Consider the following 17,656-nt stretch of genomic DNA (forward strand, 5'->3'; position numbering starts at 1 on the left):
CAATCTTTGTCTTTTTTACTTAGAATTATTCAGCATCTATAGGTGAATGAATATAGTCATTATAACAGTCGATATATAATTCTTTTTCGGATAGTAAAACTGCGTATACTATATCACTAATTTTTAAACCACGATTTTGTATCTCAGATTCAAGCCAACTATATGTAAGACCATTTTCAATGATGTTTTTGTCAACAAATTTCCCATCCATTATTAGTTCAATTGGAAGCATACCTTCTTTTGTATACTTTAAATGTAAATCTTGAATTGTTACGGGACGAAATTGCGGTTTCTTAACAACAGATATAGTGCCGTTTGGTTCAAGTAAAGCGAATAAAACCTCATTAATATTAAATACATCTTTTTCCCTTAATTGTTGATTTAAATAATCTATAGTGTAGTGCATTTTTTTCATATTATTTTCTAAAATTTTTCCATTTTGAACCACTACTGTCGGATTCCCTGCTAAAAATTTTCTAGCTTTACGGCTTTTTAATGAAACATATGAAATAATATAAACAGTAAGTATGAAAATGACATATGCAAGGATTAAGTCGGGAATTTTAACCCGTGTATTAAAACAGAGATTTGCAGTTATCGCACCGATTGAAATAGCAGCTATAAAATTAAAATTATTCATTTGTGAGATTGTTTGTTTACCTAATAAACGTGATCCAAGTAAAAGTATAATAAATGCACTAATTGAACGAATGATTACTTCATAGTGTTCAGACATAATTGCCTCCATTGACATCTTCTTATTTAGTTTGTGAAAAAAACAGTTAGCCATCATTAACTAGTGACTAACCATTAATTTCTAATTTTATAATTATAATGTTTGCACCAATGAATAAAATTTATTCTTCTATATCAAAATGCTATAAAAAGTATAAGTTACTTTACTACATGCAATCCGATCAATTCTGCATATACAACTTGATATATGAATACAATATTTAAAACAAAAAGCTGATAATCATGAATGATTTCAGCTTAGACCTCTGATTTTAAAAAAAATAAATTTGCTTAAAAATAAAATAGTATTTTAGCACTATCTTCTTTAAAAATATTTTTTAAATCCCTTACATACAGAACCGTCATACCCTTCCCTTTCAAAGAACTGATGTGCTCTTAGTCGCTGCGAGTTACTCAGTAACATTATTCTATGGCAATCAATTGATTTACAATATTCCTCAACGTATTGTAATAGTTTTTGTCCTATTTTCCTATTTCGATGATTTTCATGTACTATGATGTTTTCGACTATTCCATAAGGTCGAAATCCATGCAAAGCCTGTAAACATATATTCAATGTTAATGTCCCTAATATTTCTCCCTCCTCTTCATATACAAGCAAAAAATTGTAAGGATTCTTTTTAATAATCTCAATTTGTTCTTCCTGAATGTTCATTTTCTTACTATTTGGCACTAACATTTTATAAAGTTTATATAATTGAACTTTATCCGATCTTTCTGCCTCTCGGATCATCTCTCATTCCACTCCCGTCAAACATTATTAATCTGCTTTTAAGTCAAAAATAGACTAGAATTAATAAAACTGAACACTTATTAACTTCTTTAACTTTCATGATAATCCTCCGATTCGGAACTACTTTAAAAAAAAATTATTACTAATGTATAAACCAATTATTTGTTCACTCTATCTATATATGCATGATATATACAAATATATATAATGGTAATTTAGAAAATCATGTTTTCATTAAGCTTTTTAAACATTAAAAATAGCAACGCTACATGATAGCGTTGCTATTCACTCACTCTTATATATCGATGGGTGATACCAATTCCTATACGATATTATATTACCTATATGAATCATGGGTTGGATTAAATAAGTCTTCCTCTGCATTTCTGACAATTGAAAAGTGCTCAACATTATAATGTCCATGTAGAGTTTGATTATGGTGCCCTATAATTTGCTCCGCACTTAAAATAGAACTATCGACTGTTGAATGGCCATCACCTACTAGTGTAACGTCCATGCCACTTATAGTCGCTGTTCTTACAGCACTATCTATACAGTGCTGGGTTGAGCATCCCATTATAACAACATGCCCAATTTCTTGAGATTTTAAATGTTTTAGAAGTCCTGTCCCATGGAATGCATTCGTTGTAGATTTATCGAAAATTTTTGCCTCGATTGGAACTTTAATTTGTTCATGAACTTGGAACCCTTTTCCCTTACCCTCTGCGACATCCAAATCTCTTACAAATACTATTGGTACTTCCAATTGTATTGCTTTATCAATAACTAGATTAATATTTTTAATTAGCCTTTCCTTTTTAAAAACCGCACTTTCTTTTTGATTTCCATCTATTAATTCCTGTTGAGCATCAATAATTAATAATGTTTGCTTCAAATCAATTTCCCCTTTCAATGTAGGGAAACGCTGGATAATAATTTATTTAGACGTTTTCCCCTTAATTCTATTTACATCTATATATCTTTTGTTATTCATAATATCTACCCCCTAAATAAATTATTATCTAAAAATTCATTTCCTTAAAAATTATTAGACTTTATAATTTTAACACAACCTTATCTAAAATTACACTAAAATGGTTATGAATTTTCTGATTACAATCACAAAAATCTGTTCATTAAAATGTTAATATTCGCCTTCACCAAACTAAATTTCGGAATTAAGCAGGAATATTTGTATATGTGGCTGGAGAGTTGTTTTATAACTATTCCATTAAAAGAGGTATAAATTTTTTTCTTTAAGATAAACATTATTGATAAAAAACTATATCAAACAGTGTGAATATAGAGTCTAGAAGCAAGAGTCTTTTCCTGTTATAGGTAGTAATAATTTGTAGATCTTTAAAAAGGTTAAACACGAAATATATTAAGAAATGGAAAGTAGTTAAAATTCAACTTTCCATTTCTTTTTTAATCGTCCCATCATTTTATTTAATGGCTTTCAATTCATGCTATTTTTCATTTTCCGAATCAGCGATTTTTTCCTCAATATTAATTTTTTCCTCTTTCCACCACAAGGCTTCGCCCGGATCCTCAAGAATTTCAACAACTTCCTGTTTTTCCTCCACTGCTGGAGCAGAACCCCGTAGTGCTTTCCCAGTGGTTTCCTTCACAAAAAACATTGTTAAAATGCCAATTATGCAAGCTGCCATAATATAATATGCCGGAACCATTGGGTTTTCTGTTATTTTTATAAGCCAAGACATAACCAATGGAGTGGTTCCACCAAATAAAGATACAGAAATATTAAAAGTAATAGCCAATGCAACATATCTTACTTCTGTAAAGAATAATGAAGGAAGCATAGACGGCATTGTTGCTTCGAAAGTTGCTAAAAGAACAGCTAAAATCAAAAGTCCAAAAAACACTGTCACATGGCTACCACTACCAATCATCTTGAATGATGGGATTGAAAGAATAACTAAGCCAATTAAACCTCCTAAAATAAGACGTTTATTCCCAACCCGATCACTAATATAGCCCATGAGTAAAACGATCGGAATCATAATAAACATAATAATAAGAATGAACAATAGCCCCATCGTTTCTCCATAACCTAAAACAACATTTAAATAAGAGGGCATATATGATAACAACATATAGTCAACAACATTGAAAAATAAAACTAAAACTACCCCTTTAAGTAGTTGCGGCCAATGATAAAGGAAGACTTTTTTTATTAGCCCTTTTTCATTTTCTTTATGTTTCCCTTCACTCATTGCTTCAAATACAGGTGTTTCCTCCAAATTGTTTCTCAAATAAAGACCTATTAGTCCCATGGGAGCAGCAATAAAAAATGGAATACGCCAACCCCAATCAAGCATTTTTTCAGGACCAAGTATGTAACTAAGAATAGTTACTATGGCTGATCCACCAATATATCCAGCTAATGTTCCCACTTCTAAACCGCTTGAAAAAAAACCTCTTTTTTTATCGGGCGAGGATTCCGCGATGAACGTCATCGCACCTGAATATTCACCACCAGCTGAAAACCCCTGAACTAATCTTGCTATAAGTAAAAGTATGGGAGCTAGATTTCCAATCCTGTCATAACTCGGTATCAAACCCATACATAAAGTTGAAAAAGACATCAACACTAATGTAATCGTTAATATCTTTTTTCTTCCTAACTTATCACCCAACATTCCAAAAAACATACCACCTATAGGACGAACGAGAAACGCTACAGCAAAAGTAGCAAAAGAAAACACTAATTGGAGAGGTCCAGTTGTACCTGAAAAGAACACCTTACCTATTGTTACTGCCAAATAAGAGTATATTCCAAAATCAAACCACTCCATCGCATTTCCAAGGGCAGTAGCCACCACTGCTTTTTTTGCCGCTGTTGTATCTACAATTGTAATATCATCTTTTTTTAATTTTCTTTCCGATTTTTTTCTAAACCCTGTCCACTTTTTCACATTATCAACCAATTGTTTCACCTAAATTCTTATTGATAATCAAATCTTAATGTTATTTTGAACTTGCATCTCCATTGCTATTCAGATGGAATTATTATGAATATTAATTTATTTAATACGAAACAAATTTCGAACAAATTTTTCTATAAAGGGGAGGTTAGCAAAACACAAAAAAGGACTTCCCCTGTAAGAAAAGTCTTTTTAAAAATAAGAAATATTAATCTTCTTTATATTGAACAGTTTTCTTAATGTAATCCACATCATCTTCATCAATTCTATAATATTCGGTTTGTTCCCAACCTTCTGCAATCCTTTCTCCAATAATGGCACCCTCTTTAGTAAACCAAACCTTAGAATCAATTAATTCCACCGATCGTTTGGGACTCGTTACACGAATATAAATGTCAGGATTCTGTTCTAGATAAAGATTCTCTATTTTTTCTTTTTGTAAATAAATCATAAGAAAATTGTCTATAATTTCCTGGTTATCCCCATCTGTAAATACATTTTGATAATCAATTCGATCGGGGTAATCACTGTGGTTATAACCGATTCTGATTTCACGAGAAACTTTACTATTTTTGATATTCCCAAGAAAATAACCACTCAAAAATATGATAACAACAACGATAATAACATATATTATTTTTAACGATTTCATGTTATCCCCCCTTCAACTTACTTAATTAATCCCATAAAATTAGATCTTGTAATATTACATATTTTATAGCGGAATTTTCCATACAAAGAGAAATTACTCTAGTTTCCTATTGAGAAAATATAAAACTTTTGAAATAATGGTAATAATCTCAACTGAAGACCGCTACACCTTTTATTCCACTAAGAAAAGAACAACAAACTATACGAAAACAGCCTAAATTGATTAGAAGGGAGAGAAATATGCGAAACATTAAAGTATATTGCTCTTTTTTTATTTTTGCTTTATTGTTAACTGGATGTGCAAGTCTTGAAAAAGAGAAACCATTATCAAATGAGCTAATTACTATAGAGCCATATAATGTGAATGACAAAGAAAGCTTGCTGATTAGTAGAACAGGTATAAAGTTTATTGAATATTTTCAGTTAAATGGTACTTTGGAGACAGGTGATGATTTACAATTTTCTGTAGAGGTATATAAAAACGGAAAACTTGAAGAAGAATTGCTAAATACTTCAAATGAACCAAAAGCAAAATTTAAAGATCAACTTATTTCCTTTGGAATAAGTGACAGTAGTGACAAAGACTCATCTTTACAATTAATAGCAGGTATACCTTCTGGACTTGCAACAACGAATTTCTCTAGTCATATGACATCGGCTAGTTTCAATAATCTATTGCATAAAAAAATTGTGTTAAAGAAAAATACTCCCGTATATTTAGCAGCGTGGGTCGGTACTACAAAAAATGTTCTTAGGTCTGTTGACAGCGAAAATGGCATACTACCCAAAGGTATTAAAGAAGTCGAAGCAGCACTTTTATACAGAGTTTTATTAACGGATAAAAAGAAGTAATATTTTTTTATCCCCTGTCGATAATCATATAAATACACAAATTATACAGGTATCGGCAGTTTTATTTAATTTGTAATATCAAACAAATTTTTAATATATTTATTCAAATAAAAAAACCGTCATTTTGATCAAGCTTCTTCCAAAATAACGGTTTATTAAGTGATGAATAAAGGACGAATGGTATATTTCTTTAATGTCTTAACACTTCATTTTCTATATTTATTAAGTAGATTTTGAAATCTTAAACAAAAAAGCTGGATTACGTTTTTGCCTACGTTAATATTCTCCTTTAATGACAAAGTATGAGCCACGGATAGTTCCAGCTAATTTAGATTTCTGCCGAGCAAACTTAAACTTCCCTTCTAACTCCTTTGGTACTTCCATCCCCTCTGATAGCTTAAAACCAACTGCCCGCTTCTTAGGGTCATCAACCGTATACATAACATTGACCGAAAGACCATCCTCATAAAAGACGTAAGCCATTTTGATATTTTCCACTTGAAAATGCGACGTTTCTAAAGGTTTGGCTGTAAATTCAATATCACGTTCTTCTTTCAAAATTCGGTTCACATAATTAAGGGTATCCTGACTTTCGCTAGCTGGTACAACCGTAAACTCATGCTTATATTTGTTCATAAAGTAACGTGCTTCATTCGCACGTAAACCAGCAAGTGCTTCTGCTACTTGTGAAGACTCCAAACCAACTATAGACACATTTTTGAAATCAACAGTATATCCCATTTCTTTCTCCTTTCATCCTTTATTTCTCAACAACAGGAATCCACATTTCACCATACACTAAACCGTTTCGCTGTCCCATCTCAACCGTTGTATTCGGCCCGCCAACATAGGCAAAGTCTTTTGCTTCTGCCAGGGCTTGACCAAATGCAATGCCAGTGAGATTATTGCTCAATTCCTCTGCTGTTTTCGCTTCTCCCTTTACAACCAGGTATTTACCCTTAGGAAATTGGATAACTCTAGATGCCTCTGGTAATGATTCCTCTGTCATTACACCAGCATAATGCATCATCTTGTTATTCACTGCTTCGTTTACGGAAAAAATATAGTCATTTTTGGCAACGTTTTTTAAAGTTTCAAGTCTTCCATCTTGTTTAACTGCCTGCCAAAAGTCAGCCTTCTCCTTGTTTATGCCAGCATAGTCTGTGTAATGGCTCTGAAGCTCAGTTCCTATTCCTAAAACGGTAAAGCTGTCTTTTTCTTCAATGATATAATTTGTCATATTCAAAACCATCCTCTTTTAATAATTTATCAAATGACTTTTCTTCTTCACTTGATGATTATATAATAACTTTAAATCATGTCAAAAAATGATACTGTTTAGGTGAAAAGATGAAAAAAGTTGAACGAATAAATATTATCATGCGGTATATCAACAACCGCTCCCACTTTACAATTTCTGAAATCATGCGAGAATTTAATATCTCTCGATCAACAGCGATTAGAGATATCAGAGAAATTGAGGCTATGGGAATGCCACTTGTCGCTGAAGTTGGAAGGGATGGGGGGTATTTTGTTATGCACAATTCCGTCCTTCCCGAAGTTCGGTTTACCGATAATGAAGTTAAAGCCCTTTTTATTGCTTTTATGGCTACAAGAAATCAACAGCTTCCTTATTTAAAAAGTCGTCATTCTTTAGCCGAAAAATTACTTGGCCTTATTTCAGACGACCAGCAGGATGACCTTGTTCTTTTAAATCAAATCCTGCTTTTTGAAGGCACCAACCCAAATAATCCCGACCTACTTGATCTATCTGACCTTCCTCATCCGATGTTAGAAAGACTCATTCAGGTCCTTCTTCTGGATAGCTATTTATTGATTACGATCAAAGAAGAAAAGATTTTAAAGTCTTATCCCATTTATCTTTTGCATCTCTATCGCGAAAAAAGCGTTTGGCTAATTGAGGGCTTTGATTTACAAGATGAACAAAAGAGGATTTTTCCTGTTGATCATCTCACTGATGTCCAACCCTATTCACCTAAAAATAGATTAAGTAAGAAAAAAATCTTAGAAATAATAAATCAGCAAGAAGAAATATATAACCTGATCCTTGAACTTGGTCCGGAAGCAATTGCCCAGTACAAAAAATATCACCCAGTAAAAGTTTCCATTTCCTATACAAATCCTTTCCAAACCACAGCCATTCTAAAAACTTATATCAATATTAACAAGCTTGATGAATTGACTGAAATGACAAATTGGCTACTTTTTCTAGGTGGGGATATCAAAATTAAGGAATTGCCAAAGGAAATCTTAGAAGCTTTAAAAGAGAGATTACAGTTATTCAGTCCATAAGAAAAATTTTTCCAAACAAAATGGAATAATATTATTAACTCTTTCGTAAAGGGTTAAAGAAAGTACAAAAAGGATAGATAAAGTTGTCTATAGTATACCTCTTTTTCTATCCTTATCATTTATTTCTCGATCAATAGACTCAAAAAAGAACTGTTAAATGAAGTGATTAGATTAGATATCACACTTTAAACCTGCAACAAACATTTAAATGTATCAATAAATATTATCTATTGAATAGGTTTATCATTTAGCCCCTTTCCATTAAGAATATGTTGCTGATATTTTTCAATCCTTGACTCACGGGTTTTTGATTGTTTAGGCGATGAAAAATAAAGAGTATATGCTCTTTGCCGTCCAGGGGTTAATGCCTCAAATGCCGTTTTCAATTCAGGGATTTCATTAAATTTATTTTGAAGTTCCTCTGGAATTTTCATTTCTGTATTTTTTTTAAAATTTACTTCTAAACCAGCCTTTTCTACTTGAATAGCTTCATTAATATAAGATTTTAAGATGGTTTCCAATTCAATGATTTCTTGAACATTAGTAAACCGAATTTGGCGAGCTGCCTGTACATTCTCCGTTTGTTGGATTAGAATTCCATTGGTATCCTGTAACAATGCTCCTTTATGAAATAAAAGCGCACAGTACTCTTTAAACCCATGTATTAAAACGATGTTTTTAGTCTCATATGTGTAGCAAGGATGCATCCATTTATATTCTTCTGTTAGTCCACAGTCAAGAACAATCTCTCGCAACTTCACATATTCTTCTTTCCACTTTTTAGATTTACTAAAAAATTCTTCGACCTTAGGATTCACTTGACTATTAGTCATCAAGAAACACCCCTCTAGATTTTTTCAATCAAACGGTTAGGATTGATCGTACTTGAACATTTTCTTTCTACTCGAATTACATCAAACTTAACTTTACCTATATCCCCCTCGCTGAAAATGGAAGTAACATTTTATTCTGCTTTGCATATATGTAATATACAATTCTCGTAATGTTGAATATTTTCCGTAAGACTATAATAAAAGCTAAAGATTAATTAGAAATTATATCCATAGGGAAGGATTTCATACCTCTTTTAACTTCAAAAAAGCATGCACTTAAAATAAGATCTATTTATTTGTTGGTCCACTCTTCCGATAAAATTCCATAGACAACATGGTCTACATAATGGTCATATAACCATTCCGCTTGACGAATACATCCTTCATTTATAAACCCTAACCTCTCCGGAATACTTCTACTTTTCTTATTTCCGACCGCAACTCTAATTTCTACTTTATTTAATGCTAATTCTTTAAAAGCATATTCAGTCAATGCTTCAGCTACTCTTGTCATGATTCCAAAGCCTTGGTATTCTTCACCTAGCCAATACCCTATTTGGGCAGTTTTGTTCGACCAATTGATGTTATTAAATCCTGCAACTCCAACGATATTACCTTTAAATAAAATTACTGTATTTATACTTCTATTTTCCGAGAAACCCTTTAAACACATATTGATAAACCCAATAGTATCCTCAAGTTTTGTTGTAGTATCTAACCAAGGAAGCCATTCTCTTAGATAATTACGTGATGTATCTGTTAATTCAAAAACCCTATTACTATCTTTTAATTCTATTAGTTTTAATGCTAAATCATCATTTATTTTATGTATAAACATTGTGATCCCCCGAAGAATTTTGACTTTTTAATTCTCTTTTCTCAAATTCTGTTAAAATTTTTACTATATTAATTGTATAATCTCACCTCTTTTATTAATATTAATAATATTCTACTATTTAATTATATTTTAGTCAGTTACTTTTACACATATTCACAGCATGATGACGCATAATTCTAAATAATTATTAAACAAATTAAAATAAAAAAAGTGCTGCCCAAAAAGGCAACACCATCGACAAAATCATTATTTATTTATTTAATTCTTCAAAGCACTTAATATTTGTAGCAAAATTTGGTATGGATTGGGTCTCTTCTGCTTGCTTAACTAGTTTTACAACCATATCATTGTATGGTGTTGGGATTCCTTTGCCTTTAGCTAGTTGTGGAACGACCCCATTGATATAATCAATTTCAGTTTTACGTTTCTTTTCTAAGTCTTGCAGCATGCTTGCCTTTAAAAGTCTAGAAGACTCCATAAACTTCCGAAGCGTTTGAATACGTAGAGGGATCTCATTTTCATTTTTTATTTCTAATGACGAAATATCAAATGAATTCATTTTAGCAAATGTAACACCATTTGCGTGACCGACTTTGATTGTTTCATCAGCAATGTGCGCTGCGCTAATAACACTAACTTCATGATCGAGTACACCACCAAACTCTGTGTTAAGTGCAGCAGATAAACCACTAAACGCATTGTTAATCAATAATTTTGACCATTTTGTTCCTACTAGGTTATCAGATATATGTGTGCCCCCTACTAGGTCCAGAATGGATTTAATTTGTTGGATTCTTTCTGTTATTTCACCATTTAATTCCCCAATTTGGAATGCATACTTTTTAAAATGGTCATACGTTGTAGTCAGTTTTGAAACACCCGGCTCAATAAATGTTGCACCAAATTCAACAGATCCTGCAATTACACGTTCCCGGCCAACAATTGATGCAACTTTTTCTTCAGGAATCCCGTTTTGTAATGAAAGTACAACACTTTGATCTGTTAAAAATGGTAATAAATTTTGTAGAACTGAATCGTTATAAAGTTGCTTTGTTAATAACAAAACTAAATCATAAGTACCTGACATATTATCAGGAGTAATGGCCTTTACTTTTGATTGAAAATCTGTCGTGCCGATAATTCTTGCACCTTCTTGATTTAAAACATCAACATGTGCTTGATAAACATCGATTAACTCAACATCTTTTCCTCCGGCAGCAATATATGCTCCGGCGATCGTTCCTAATGAACCTGCTCCTAATACTGCGATTCGCATTTGTATATCCTCCCTATTTTTCATTCGTTAGTTAGCATTTATCCTGTTTCAGAAGACCAACGCATTTGCAATAATCGGACCTTTCTAGCATTGGTGAGATTATATCCTAACACGCGCTTGATTCGATGATGATTTGTTTTGATTAAGCCTTCTTCGTTTTTTATCTAGATGATTGTTGATCTTTAAGCATCTTGAGAACAGACAGTTGCTTTTGATCACGACTTTTTTCCAATTGTTCAATCGGCACATTTCCATATGAATTCATCGCATGATTTGATAATGTTTGTACATTAGCCTCATCTAGGTTGGGATTTCCAAGGTTTTTCCACCCATTCTGTAAATTAGGACCTAAATGCTGAAGAAATGCAGGAAGTCCGCCTTTTCCTCCTCCAAGATGGAATGTGAGGAATGGTCCACCTACAGCCCAACGTAATCCAATCGAATTCGTTACAATACGATCTAAGTCTTCCATTGAAACTACACCTTCAAGAACTAAATTTACTGCTTCACGAAATAATGCTGATTGCAAACGATTAGCTACAAATCCAGGGATTTCTTTTTCTAATACCATCGGCTCTTTTCCTAACGCTCTGTAAAAAGTAATAGCATCTTGAACCGCTTGATCTTTTGTATATTCACCTGGAACCACTTCAACTAGCGGAACAAGATGAGGTGGATTAAAAGGATGTCCAATTAAAAGCCGCTCTGGATTTTTCATCCCTTTTGCAATTTCACTTGAAGGAATTCCAGAGGACGAAGACAACAATAGGGTTTCTTTACTTACCACTTTTTCAATTTTAGAAAACAGCTCATGTTTAAATTCCAATCTTTCCGGTCCGTTTTCCTGAATAACAGCCGCACCTTGAAGGGCACGATCCAAATCAGGTTCGATTTCTAATCGATTGGTTAAACCTTCTGTAGGTAATCCAAGAGCTTTTAATGTTGGTTTAATTTGATCAATTCCATTAAGTACCACTTCTTTTACATCTGGACGGGGATCATTTACACGTACGGTTAGTCCGTAAGCTAAAAACAATGCAGTCCAAGAAACTCCAATTGTACCCGCTCCTATGACAGTTACAGGATTAAACCTTTGTAATTCGTCAGGTAGTCTAATTTTTGATTGAATCATCATAAAAGTTCCTTTCTCCTATTTTGCCAAATAATCATAAACAACTTCCGGGCTAGCTAGTGATAATTCGGTTATGATATGTGAAGCAGATACAACCTCTAATACTGGCAAATCTGCCATAGGTGCAAGCGCATGTGCAAACAACTCCAGTCTTGCTGGACCTGACCATGCTCCTAGGATCTTAATATCTGTAATTTGGCTTCTGACCAATTCGCAAATTCTTGGATATCCATTGTACCCTGGCATCTTTTTTAACATATAATTTGGTTTAACGATCTCTTTAAGCGCCTCCGTATGATCAAGCGGAAAATGCTTATACCCCATGGTTGCCGTTGCTACTCGCAAAGTACCATAATCCAATACTCCAACTAAAGTGTCGGAATCAACATAAAGACTTGGTTTACCTAATTTTTTAGGGTATGCTGCTATTTCCCTGCCAGATGCGATTGCTGGAAAACTATCTACATACATGGCATGAAGATAGTCACCTTCCTCACCTTCAAAGCTTACGGGAATGACCTGACCACATTCAGTGTATGATCCTAGGCCTGTAACATCAGGCATTTTCATTATTTCAAACCTTACAAGTGGATCTTTAACCTCCAATGGTTCAGGAACAATTTTTTTCAATTTTTCAAGGTCAGTCCTATATAAAATATTTAAGTATTCACGATTATAAAAACGATATGGACCTAATGGAAACGCCCCCGCGTCCAATGGTGTTGTAAATTGTCTAACCACTTCATCTTTTTTCATCTGAATAGCACCTCTACTTTTTGATCAAGATTTAACGTTTTTCCTCTTTAGCTTGTCCTATTTTCCATTACCTACCTTTATATTTTAAATCGATTTTTACATTTAATCTAATACATAATAATATATAAATATATTTATTATAATAAATAAAGGAGATGTAGCATATTACATGGAGCTGCTTCAATTAAAATACTTTCAGACCGTTGCCTTTACAGAGCATATATCTAAAGCTGCCCAGCAACTAAAAATTGCTCAGCCTTCCTTAAGCCTTACAATTAAAAGACTTGAAGATGAATTAGGTACTAAATTATTTATCAGACAAGGGAGGAATATTAAGCTAAGTTCATCAGGAAAAATTTTCTTAAAACATGTAAACAATATTTTTACTGAGATTGAAAATGCAAAAATGGAAATACATTCACAAGATGAAGAAAAGATTCGTACCATCAAAATTTCAATTTCGAATCCTAGATTCCTAACAGGACTTATAAGTGAATATATTTCACGTTTTCCTAATACAAAAATACAACAGGGAATCGGATTAAAGAGCGGGATTCTGAAAGGCTTAAAAAAGGGAGATTTAGATTTAGGAATAGCAGGGCCACCTATAGTAGATGAAGAGATAGAAAGTTTTGTACTGATTGATGAGGATGTTGTTCTCGTTCTGCCTTCCAATCATAGGCTAGTAGGTAAATCTGAAATTGCTCTAAGCGAAGTTGCTAATGAGCCTTTTATTGCCTTAGCTAATAATGAGGAATATAAAAGCTTTACAACAAATCTTTGTGAAAAAGCGGGATTTACCCCAATTAATAATTTCGAGGTTGACTCTAATCTATTAACAGAAATAGTTAAGCTTGATCAAGGTGTAGCAATACTTCCGATTTCAGTATGTAAAAAACTCGATTTAAATTTCGTGAAAATCGCAGATATTGATCCAACCTTTACGGTAGGGCTTTCTTGGATTAAAGATTCAAAATTTTCTCCTACAGTAAGAGATTTCCGTGACTTTATTATTTCATACTTTAGGGACAATTATGAAACGTTCAAAGTTCATTAGAATAAAGGTTTTACATCATAACCTCCACTAGAAATGGGGGATGTCTAAAAGTAAAAGCTCTAAGTTCTTCATAGACACCCCCTTAAATAAAAAAGATTATCCTACCTTTAATAAAAGTGGATTCTCGTTAAATGTCAGTTTTTGTACCTTACATTGCTTATTTATTATTGTATAGTAATCTATTATTTCTAATAAAAATAACCTCTTCTTACCAGTCTAATCGATCACGAAGAGTTGTAATATGGGCAACATGATGTCTTCCATGCCAAGCATAGATGCCAATATTGACACTTAACTTCATATCTCCAAATTCTGAATGATAGAAAGTCTTCTCTAAATCTTCCGAAGTCATGGATCGTAATAAATACACCCATCTCTTATGTAAGGCATCAATTAGTTGCAAAGAAATTTCTACTGGTAAATTCGAATCTGGGAGCTCGGCCCATTTTCCTTCTTCATACAATTTAATGGTAGGATTGTTTTCTGTGAGAGCCAATTTGAAACGAGTATAACTATTTAAATGACTGTCAGCAATATGATGCACCACCTGACGAATCGTCCATCCTTCAGAACGATAGGCTGTATCTAGTTGAACATCATTTAAACCCTCAACTGCTTCTGTTAATCTAGTTGGAAGCTCTTCTATTTCTTTTATCCACTGCTCTATTATTTCAGTTGTTACCTTCCCATTAACATTAAACTTTCCTATTGGATAACGTAAATCCATTTAAACAACTCCCTTTTCATCAATATGTACCCAATTATACTATTTTATTTTCCTACAAACATAGATCATTTCATAACTATCATTAGTTATAGGAGTTTCTTTCCAATCCTTATAGAGATGAATAATTTCGAAGCCGTTGGCAAGCAGCATTCTCTCCATTTCTTTTGGGAAAACATATCTCAAATTTATGTTCGTTCTTTTTTCGTTAATTATTTCTCCATTCTTATTTTTATACTTCCTAATCGTTGTATAATGTTGAATTTGATTTAAGGAGTCATAGTTACTAACAGTATATACGTCAACCGGATATTGTGTTTCACTGTCAATATAAGTTTTCCAATATTCCTCAATGCTTGATTGTAACAACTCATCAACACTCGGAAACCTTGTTCCAAAGATAAAGATACCTTCATTATGTAAATGTTTATTTACTGAGGATAATAATCTATCCTGGTCTTCATTTGTAAGAAAATGTTGAAATGAATTCCCAACTGAGTAGATTAAATGACTTTTTATATTTAAATCCAGTTTCGTACAATCTTGTTCTACCCACTTTATGTTTAAATTTAGCTCTTCTGACTTCTTTCTAGCTGCATCGAGCATTCCTCTATGTACATCGACTCCAATTAGTTGGTGTCCTTTACTTGCTAATGGAATGGTTACCCTACCTGTTCCACAGGCTAAATCAATGATAGGACCTATTGTTTTTAAAGCCTCTTTCAGTAGGAAAGGCACATCCTCAATATATAATTCATTTTCCATATCATATAGGATCGGATCATCGTATTCTTCAAAATTTGTATTTAGACGTTCCATGTTGTTCCTCCTTCAAATACATTTCAAAAAATTATGTTAAATAGCAAATATCAACATATCTCGACACTTAATCATAGTTTTCGTTTGTACGACTTGTTATCAAAACACTGATGTTGTTTTCCCATTAACTTTGACGCAATTCCAAGATTTCACTTGTCTTACTCTCTCTAGCCAACTATGAAACTTGTATTTTTCAAGTTCATATCCACTCTTCATTCCAATTAATTTTCAGCGCCAAGCCTCTATGGTTTTTCTACTAATCTTTCAAGAAAAATCATCAATTATAATTACTATTGAATTTATACATCATTGATACCATTTATTAGAATTTACATCTGGAATACCTATTTACTCAAAATAGATTTGCTCTTGTTTTACTTCTACAATATGAGGAAAAATTCCTTTATAAGAACATTTTTCAAGAAAAGATCATTTCAAGCTTTTACACCCCAAATATTATCAATAATTTCTACAATATAATTAAAAGGAGCGTTCTTTAAATAAACGCTCCCATTAGTAAAGATTGTAGAACCAATTAAAAATCTTCATCTATTAAATCTAAGATTACTCGCGAAGCCACTTTGCTCCCCTCACTTGCAGCCGTAATTAATTGAGGAGATGTTGAAAGAGAATTATCTCCACTAGCGTAAACTCCTTCAACACTCGTACGTCCAAATTCATCCGTATCTATCCCGCCATTCTTTTTTATTAGGCATCCTAATTTTTGAGCGAGTGGCGATGCTTGTTCTAACCCAGTAACCATAAAGCCACCATCTCTTACTATTTCTTTACCATTTTTAAATAAAACCCTTTTTAAATTTCCATCTACACCTTCTAAAGATAATATTTCGGATTCAGTAACTACTATTTTTTTGGATAATAATAACTGTTTCTGATCCGCAGTGAGCACAGTGTTCCCGTTTGTACAAACAATAATATCCTTACTCCAGTTAGAAATCAGTTTTGTCAGATGGAATATGCGCTCATCTTCTCCTATAACAACTAATGCACGACCTTTTAGCTCCCACCCATCACAAAATGGGCAAATAAATACACTTGTTCCATAAAATTTGTTTATCCCCTTAATACTAGGTAAGACATCTTTTAGGCCAGTAGATAATATAACCTTTCTAGATTGATAAGTATTCCCATCTGCTGAATAAATAAGAAAATAATTATTTTCTTTCTTGATATCTACCACTCGTTGATTATGAAGGGATATATTTGGATATTTTATTAAATCGGCTTTAGCCACTTTTTTAAATTCAGAAGGCTTGATACCATCTCTCGTAATGAACCCATGAGATTCCTGAGTTACAGCATTTCTTGGTTTATCCTCATCAAATAGTATGATGTTTTTTCTTGCTCTTCCAAGTACAAGTGCAGCACTTAAACCTGAAGGTCCTCCACCAATTACAACACAATCTAATATCATTTTGTCTCCTCCTCAATTAAATATATTATAGACTTTTAATATCTATAATTAAGTGAAAAAAATAATTGAAATGATTAACCATTACAATTATTTTCATTTTTTACATTCATTTGCTCAGCAATATCAATAATGTATTTTTTACTTAGCTCTTTCTTCATATTATTTTCTGCTTCTAGCATCACATTCTCAATTAAACAATCTTCATTTCTAGATAATTTGTCATGACCTAATGAACAACTGAATAATGTCGTTTGACCTTCAATGGCTTGAATGACATCTAAAAATGAGATTTCATTGGACTGTCTTGCAAGGCTATATCCTCCATTAACTCCAGGATTTGATTCAATTAATCCTGCTTTAACAAGTTTTGTTAATATCTTCGAAAGGTATGTAGGTGAGAGATTTTGAATTTTAGCTAACTGTTCAACTCCAACCGTTTTACCCTTTGGTGATATTGTTAAATATACCATTGTATGCAATGCGTAATTTGTAGCTTTAGAATATTTCATGGTCTTACCCTTCCATTACTATAT

The 17,656-nt window shown here is 32.7% G+C and carries 19 protein-coding genes; 3 read left to right on the plus strand and 16 right to left on the minus strand.

What is annotated here, in order from left to right:
• Nucleotides 1–25 precede the first annotated feature (25 nt).
• The 5 genes from MHI39_RS14405 to MHI39_RS14425 form a co-directional block, all read right to left on the minus strand.
• The gene (locus MHI39_RS14405) at nt 26–736 is read right to left on the minus strand and encodes a DUF421 domain-containing protein (RefSeq protein ID WP_058005876.1); all 711 of its coding nucleotides are present in this window, start codon (nt 734–736) and stop codon (nt 26–28) included.
• 324 nt (nt 737–1,060) lie between these two features.
• On the minus strand, nt 1,061–1,489 hold the full coding sequence (locus MHI39_RS14410; RefSeq protein ID WP_078111532.1) for a GNAT family N-acetyltransferase: 429 nt from the start codon (nt 1,487–1,489) through the stop codon (nt 1,061–1,063).
• A 337-nt stretch (nt 1,490–1,826) separates the two neighbouring features.
• Nucleotides 1,827–2,384: an isochorismatase family protein gene (locus MHI39_RS14415; RefSeq protein ID WP_058005874.1), complete on the minus strand. Its 558-nt coding sequence runs from the start codon at nt 2,382–2,384 to the stop codon at nt 1,827–1,829.
• A gap of 574 nt (nt 2,385–2,958) precedes the next feature.
• Nucleotides 2,959–4,440 carry a glycine betaine/L-proline transporter ProP gene (gene proP, locus MHI39_RS14420; RefSeq protein ID WP_342539494.1) on the minus strand — a complete coding sequence of 494 codons (1,482 nt, stop codon included), beginning with the start codon at nt 4,438–4,440 and terminating at the stop codon, nt 2,959–2,961.
• 205 nt (nt 4,441–4,645) lie between these two features.
• Nucleotides 4,646–5,089 carry a hypothetical protein gene (locus MHI39_RS14425; RefSeq protein ID WP_342539496.1) on the minus strand — a complete coding sequence of 148 codons (444 nt, stop codon included), beginning with the start codon at nt 5,087–5,089 and terminating at the stop codon, nt 4,646–4,648.
• 239 nt (nt 5,090–5,328) lie between these two features.
• Between MHI39_RS14425 and MHI39_RS14430 the strand changes: the two genes are divergently transcribed.
• Complete coding sequence (locus tag MHI39_RS14430; RefSeq protein ID WP_342539499.1) at nt 5,329–5,940, plus strand: hypothetical protein; 612 nt, start codon at nt 5,329–5,331, stop codon at nt 5,938–5,940.
• A gap of 276 nt (nt 5,941–6,216) precedes the next feature.
• Here MHI39_RS14430 and MHI39_RS14435 read toward each other — a convergent pair whose 3' ends face one another.
• Both MHI39_RS14435 and MHI39_RS14440 read right to left on the minus strand, forming a co-directional pair.
• Nucleotides 6,217–6,681, minus strand: a complete 465-nt coding sequence (locus tag MHI39_RS14435; RefSeq protein ID WP_342539500.1) for a phage tail protein — start codon at nt 6,679–6,681, stop codon at nt 6,217–6,219.
• Nucleotides 6,682–6,700: 19 nt separating this feature from the next.
• Nucleotides 6,701–7,180 carry a GyrI-like domain-containing protein gene (locus MHI39_RS14440; protein ID WP_058005869.1) on the minus strand — a complete coding sequence of 160 codons (480 nt, stop codon included), beginning with the start codon at nt 7,178–7,180 and terminating at the stop codon, nt 6,701–6,703.
• Between the two features lie 110 nt (nt 7,181–7,290).
• On the opposite strand from MHI39_RS14440, the gene MHI39_RS14445 reads away from it, so the two are divergent.
• Nucleotides 7,291–8,253 (plus strand): HTH domain-containing protein, encoded by a 963-nt coding sequence (locus MHI39_RS14445; RefSeq protein WP_342539502.1) that lies wholly within the window; start codon nt 7,291–7,293, stop codon nt 8,251–8,253.
• A 227-nt stretch (nt 8,254–8,480) separates the two neighbouring features.
• Here MHI39_RS14445 and MHI39_RS14450 read toward each other — a convergent pair whose 3' ends face one another.
• The 5 genes from MHI39_RS14450 to MHI39_RS14470 form a co-directional block, all read right to left on the minus strand.
• Nucleotides 8,481–9,086: a YdeI family protein gene (locus tag MHI39_RS14450; RefSeq protein ID WP_058005867.1), complete on the minus strand. Its 606-nt coding sequence runs from the start codon at nt 9,084–9,086 to the stop codon at nt 8,481–8,483.
• Nucleotides 9,087–9,378: 292 nt separating this feature from the next.
• A complete protein-coding gene (locus tag MHI39_RS14455) occupies nt 9,379–9,924 on the minus strand; it encodes a GNAT family protein (RefSeq protein ID WP_071975748.1) in 546 nt (181 codons plus the stop codon).
• A gap of 250 nt (nt 9,925–10,174) precedes the next feature.
• On the minus strand, nt 10,175–11,200 hold the full coding sequence (locus MHI39_RS14460) for a ketopantoate reductase family protein (RefSeq protein WP_058005865.1): 1,026 nt from the start codon (nt 11,198–11,200) through the stop codon (nt 10,175–10,177).
• 160 nt (nt 11,201–11,360) lie between these two features.
• Nucleotides 11,361–12,335 (minus strand): 3-hydroxyacyl-CoA dehydrogenase NAD-binding domain-containing protein, encoded by a 975-nt coding sequence (locus tag MHI39_RS14465; protein WP_342539505.1) that lies wholly within the window; start codon nt 12,333–12,335, stop codon nt 11,361–11,363.
• Between the two features lie 15 nt (nt 12,336–12,350).
• Nucleotides 12,351–13,088, minus strand: coding sequence for an acetoacetate decarboxylase (locus tag MHI39_RS14470; RefSeq protein ID WP_342539506.1), 738 nt, complete (start codon nt 13,086–13,088; stop codon nt 12,351–12,353).
• Nucleotides 13,089–13,257: 169 nt separating this feature from the next.
• On the opposite strand from MHI39_RS14470, the gene MHI39_RS14475 reads away from it, so the two are divergent.
• Complete coding sequence (locus tag MHI39_RS14475) at nt 13,258–14,145, plus strand: LysR family transcriptional regulator (RefSeq protein WP_342539508.1); 888 nt, start codon at nt 13,258–13,260, stop codon at nt 14,143–14,145.
• A 208-nt stretch (nt 14,146–14,353) separates the two neighbouring features.
• Here the strand turns inward: MHI39_RS14475 and MHI39_RS14480 are convergent, their stop codons facing one another.
• The 4 genes from MHI39_RS14480 to MHI39_RS14495 form a co-directional block, all read right to left on the minus strand.
• Nucleotides 14,354–14,872 (minus strand): YfiT family bacillithiol transferase, encoded by a 519-nt coding sequence (locus tag MHI39_RS14480; RefSeq protein ID WP_058006951.1) that lies wholly within the window; start codon nt 14,870–14,872, stop codon nt 14,354–14,356.
• A 39-nt stretch (nt 14,873–14,911) separates the two neighbouring features.
• Nucleotides 14,912–15,688, minus strand: a complete 777-nt coding sequence (locus MHI39_RS14485) for a class I SAM-dependent methyltransferase (RefSeq protein WP_342539509.1) — start codon at nt 15,686–15,688, stop codon at nt 14,912–14,914.
• A 535-nt stretch (nt 15,689–16,223) separates the two neighbouring features.
• The gene (locus MHI39_RS14490; RefSeq protein ID WP_342539511.1) at nt 16,224–17,123 is read right to left on the minus strand and encodes an NAD(P)/FAD-dependent oxidoreductase; all 900 of its coding nucleotides are present in this window, start codon (nt 17,121–17,123) and stop codon (nt 16,224–16,226) included.
• A 74-nt stretch (nt 17,124–17,197) separates the two neighbouring features.
• Nucleotides 17,198–17,632 (minus strand): Rrf2 family transcriptional regulator, encoded by a 435-nt coding sequence (locus MHI39_RS14495; protein WP_342539512.1) that lies wholly within the window; start codon nt 17,630–17,632, stop codon nt 17,198–17,200.
• Nucleotides 17,633–17,656: the final 24 nt, after the last annotated feature.

The sequence above is a fragment of the Heyndrickxia sp. FSL K6-6286 genome (genome assembly GCF_038630395.1).
Taxonomy (GTDB): Bacteria; Bacillota; Bacilli; order Bacillales; family Bacillaceae_C; genus Heyndrickxia; species Heyndrickxia oleronia.

Bases quoted from the DNA above. Each gene is read 5' to 3' on its own strand.
- MHI39_RS14405 (WP_058005876.1), bottom strand. From the start codon at position 736: ATGTCTGAACACTATGAAGTAATCATTCGTTCAATTAGTGCATTTATT.
- MHI39_RS14410 (WP_078111532.1), bottom strand. From the start codon at position 1,489: ATGATCCGAGAGGCAGAAAGATCGGATAAAGTTCAATTATATAAACTT.
- MHI39_RS14425 (WP_342539496.1), bottom strand. From the start codon at position 5,089: ATGAAATCGTTAAAAATAATATATGTTATTATCGTTGTTGTTATCATA.
- MHI39_RS14430 (WP_342539499.1), top strand. From the start codon at position 5,329: ATGCGAAACATTAAAGTATATTGCTCTTTTTTTATTTTTGCTTTATTG.
- MHI39_RS14435 (WP_342539500.1), bottom strand. From the start codon at position 6,681: ATGGGATATACTGTTGATTTCAAAAATGTGTCTATAGTTGGTTTGGAG.
- MHI39_RS14440 (WP_058005869.1), bottom strand. From the start codon at position 7,180: ATGACAAATTATATCATTGAAGAAAAAGACAGCTTTACCGTTTTAGGA.
- MHI39_RS14445 (WP_342539502.1), top strand. From the start codon at position 7,291: ATGAAAAAAGTTGAACGAATAAATATTATCATGCGGTATATCAACAAC.
- MHI39_RS14450 (WP_058005867.1), bottom strand. From the start codon at position 9,086: ATGACTAATAGTCAAGTGAATCCTAAGGTCGAAGAATTTTTTAGTAAA.
- MHI39_RS14455 (WP_071975748.1), bottom strand. From the start codon at position 9,924: ATGTTTATACATAAAATAAATGATGATTTAGCATTAAAACTAATAGAA.
- MHI39_RS14460 (WP_058005865.1), bottom strand. From the start codon at position 11,200: ATGCGAATCGCAGTATTAGGAGCAGGTTCATTAGGAACGATCGCCGGA.
- MHI39_RS14465 (WP_342539505.1), bottom strand. From the start codon at position 12,335: ATGATGATTCAATCAAAAATTAGACTACCTGACGAATTACAAAGGTTT.
- MHI39_RS14470 (WP_342539506.1), bottom strand. From the start codon at position 13,088: ATGAAAAAAGATGAAGTGGTTAGACAATTTACAACACCATTGGACGCG.
- MHI39_RS14475 (WP_342539508.1), top strand. From the start codon at position 13,258: ATGGAGCTGCTTCAATTAAAATACTTTCAGACCGTTGCCTTTACAGAG.
- MHI39_RS14480 (WP_058006951.1), bottom strand. From the start codon at position 14,872: ATGGATTTACGTTATCCAATAGGAAAGTTTAATGTTAATGGGAAGGTA.
- MHI39_RS14485 (WP_342539509.1), bottom strand. From the start codon at position 15,688: ATGGAACGTCTAAATACAAATTTTGAAGAATACGATGATCCGATCCTA.
- MHI39_RS14490 (WP_342539511.1), bottom strand. From the start codon at position 17,123: ATGATATTAGATTGTGTTGTAATTGGTGGAGGACCTTCAGGTTTAAGT.
- MHI39_RS14495 (WP_342539512.1), bottom strand. From the start codon at position 17,632: ATGAAATATTCTAAAGCTACAAATTACGCATTGCATACAATGGTATAT.